The following is a 3,108-nucleotide window of genomic DNA, read 5'->3' as shown; positions in this document are numbered from 1 at the left end:
CTTTTAAAAGCCGCCGAGGAAGCCAAAGAGGCTAAACGCGGAATGTATAGCGCAAAATTTTGGGACGTTACCAACTGCATCCTAAACGGCGTACCTATACCTAAAAAAGATGAGGATAGATGAGCGAAATTTACGCGCTTAGCGACGATGCCTTAACGCCGCCGCAAACTATCTTTTCGCAGATAGATGAAATTTTGCGCTGCGGCGTAAAGCTCGTGCAGTATCGCAGCAAGCTCGCCGTGAGGGATGAAGCTTTAATCCGCTCTCTCATCAGTCTTTGCGAGGATTACGGCGCCAAACTCATTATCAACGACGATGCGGCGCTCGCCAAAAAGCTTGACGCGCACGGCGTGCATATCGGAGAAGGCGACGGCGAGACGGCGCAGGTGCGCGAGTTTTTAGGCGCGGATAGGATCATCGGCGTTAGCTGCTACGCTGGTCTTGCTCGCGCGCAAAAGGCCGAGGCGCAGGGCGCTAGCTACGTAGCCTTCGGCTCGCTAAGGCGCGGCAAGACAAAGCCTGATGCGCCGCTTTGCCCCGATGCGCTTGTGCAAGAGGCGCGAAAATCTTTAAACCTCCCAATCGCCGTAATCGGCGGCATAAGCTTAGAAAATCTGGATGAAATTTTAGCCCTCAAGCCCGATTATATCGCTATGGTAGAGGCGATCTACAAACCCGCTTCGATTACGCAGAATTTAGCAAATTTAAAGGAAAAAATGGATGAATATATTTGACGCCGTGATTTTAGGCATCGTCGAGGGGCTGACTGAGTTTCTGCCCGTAAGCTCGACCGGGCACATGATCCTAGCCGCAAAACTGATGGGCTTGCAGCAGACCGATACGCTTAAATGCTTCGAGGTCGTTATCCAGCTAGGCTCGATCCTGGCGGTCGTGGCTATGTTTTACAAGCGGCTTTTGGTCGATTTTAAGCTCTGGTGCAAGCTCATCGTGGGCTTTATCCCTACCGCGGCGATCGGCTTTTTGCTCTATAAAAGCATCAAATCGCTATTCGCGCCGCAGACCGTCGCCTACGCGCTGATCGGCTGGGGCATTATTTTTATCGCAGTCGAGCTCTTTCGCAAGGCGCGCCCGAGAGAGGACGAGCTGGAGCATCTGGATCAAATTTCATACGTTCAGGCCTTCATCATCGGGCTTTCGCAATGTTTTGCGATGGTGCCGGGCACTTCGCGCAGCGGCGCTACCATCATCGCAGGGCTTTTGTGCGGGCTAAGCAGAAACCTGGCCGCGCGCTTTAGCTTCCTACTCGCGATCCCTACGATGTTTGCGGCGACTTTTTACGACACCTATAAAAATTTAGACACCTTCGCGCAAAACTCTGACAATATCACGACCTTTCTCATAGGCGGCGCAGTAGCGTTCGTCGTGGCGCTTGCGGCGATCAAGCTATTTCTAAGCTTCGTTTCGAAGTTTGATTTCATCCCGTTTGGAATTTATAGAATTCTAATCGGCGTCGTATTTTTTATCTTCGTTTTTTAAACGCAATCATCAAAGGAATTTCATGAGCCTAGCAAAAAATATCGGCGCATTTTTAAAAGACAGATTTAGCCTCCTATCGGTATTCGGCGGCGCGGTGCTAAACGCATACGCGCTAGTTTTAGCATTAAATTTAGCGCTCGGGTTGCTTCTTATCGCGCGCAGCGGCGAGCTGCTCTCTGCGCAGGCGCTATTTTTTGCGGCATCTGCGATCTGCGGCGTGACGATACTTTTTTTCGCGCTTTACGCGCTTAGCTTTTATAGCACCAGGCTATATAAAATTCTCGCCTTTGCGCTTCTGGCGATAAACGCAATCTTCGCGATCGCTCAGATTTTTTTGATCTTTATCCTGGAGCTTACCTACTCGCACGGCACGCTGGATGCGCTGGTGCAAACGACGCCCAAGGAGGCCTTTGAGTTCGCGCATGCGTTTTTAAATTTCAAGCTTATCGCGGCTTTTTTGGCGCTTTTAATTTTCGTCTTCGCCGCTCTTAAGCTTAGAGTGAGCCAGCGAGTGCGGATGAAGCTATGTCGCGCGATAAAGCTGGCCTTTTTGCTTAGCTTGCTCGTTTTTATCGCACATGCGGCGTTTAAAAGCTACGTAGCCAAAAGCTCGAAAATGCGCGCCAGCATCATAATCGCGCTAAATAAAATTCCGATTTATAACTTTGCTTTCGTTACGAAGGATTATTTCGGCGCCGATTTTAAAAGCGTGCGCGAGCTGCAAGCGGGATACCAAAGCATTTACGCCTCACATTCGCATAAAACCGCGCCAAACCGCGTCTCAAACGTCGTTTTTATTATCGGAGAGAGCCTGCAGCGAAATTTCATGAGCCTATACGGCTACTATCTGCCCACCACGCCGAATCTGCAAGCGCTTGAGCAAAGCGGAAATTTAATCGCCTTTAGCGACGTCGTCTCGCCGGGCGCCAAGACCAACGACGTGTTAAAATACGTGCTAAATTTCGGAAATTACGAGAGCGAAAAGCAGCGCCCGTGGAGCGCCAACCTCGACATCGTAAATCTCGCACGGCTGGCAAACTACGAGACCTTTTGGATCAGCAACCAGGAGCGCTACGGACAGTGGGCGGTCGCAAGCGGCGCGAGCGCGCAGATGACGGATCACTCGGACTTTACGAACCAGATCCCGGTTTACAAATACGCCTACTCGCTCGACGAAGTTATGCTGCCTAGCATAAGAAATTTCAAATCGGGTGCGAAAAAATCACCTCTTGCGCGCAAGGATGAAAGCTCCGCCGCAGAGGTAAATGGTACGCAGAAAAAGGATAAATTTTTCATCCTTCATCTGATGGGTTCGCACCCTAGCTACGAGTTTCGCTATCCGAAAAGCTTTGCTAAATTTAGCGCCGCGGATATTTCGCGCGAGCCGCTGGACGAAGGGCAGAAAAAAGAGCTCGCGCACTACCTAAACACCGTGGCTTACAACGATTTTATCGTGAGCGAAATTTATAAAATTTTTGCTAGCGACAACACGCTGATAGTCTATTTCAGCGACCACGCTCAGAGCCTTTATCAATACCGCGGCAAGCTAATCCACGGCGGCATCAACCGCTTCACGCTCGAAATCCCGCTGATTTTCATGGCGTCGGATAA

At 50.5% G+C, this 3,108-nt stretch carries 3 protein-coding genes; all 3 read left to right on the top strand.

What is annotated here, in order from left to right; translation table 11 throughout:
* Nucleotides 1-119 precede the first annotated feature (119 nt).
* Entirely contained in the window at nucleotides 120-734 is a 615-nt protein-coding gene (gene thiE, locus Q0614_RS06100; RefSeq protein ID WP_298787276.1) for a thiamine phosphate synthase, read from the top strand.
* Nucleotides 721-1,497 (top strand): undecaprenyl-diphosphate phosphatase, encoded by a 777-nt coding sequence (locus tag Q0614_RS06095; RefSeq protein ID WP_298787274.1) that lies wholly within the window; start codon nucleotides 721-723, stop codon nucleotides 1,495-1,497. Before thiE ends, Q0614_RS06095 begins: the two co-directional genes overlap by 14 nt.
* Before the next feature lie 22 nt (nucleotides 1,498-1,519).
* On the top strand, nucleotides 1,520-3,108 hold a 1,589-nt coding region (locus Q0614_RS06090), incomplete at its 3' end, for a phosphoethanolamine transferase (protein WP_298787272.1).

This window comes from uncultured Campylobacter sp. (assembly GCF_937997595.1).
GTDB lineage: Bacteria > Campylobacterota > Campylobacteria > Campylobacterales > Campylobacteraceae > Campylobacter_B.
Note: the sequence above shows the minus strand (reverse complement) of the source record. Positions and strands in the feature narration are given on the sequence as shown.

Bases quoted from the DNA above. Each gene is read 5' to 3' on its own strand.
- Q0614_RS06095 (WP_298787274.1), top strand. From the start codon at position 721: ATGAATATATTTGACGCCGTGATTTTAGGCATCGTCGAGGGGCTGACT.
- thiE (WP_298787276.1), top strand. From the start codon at position 120: ATGAGCGAAATTTACGCGCTTAGCGACGATGCCTTAACGCCGCCGCAA.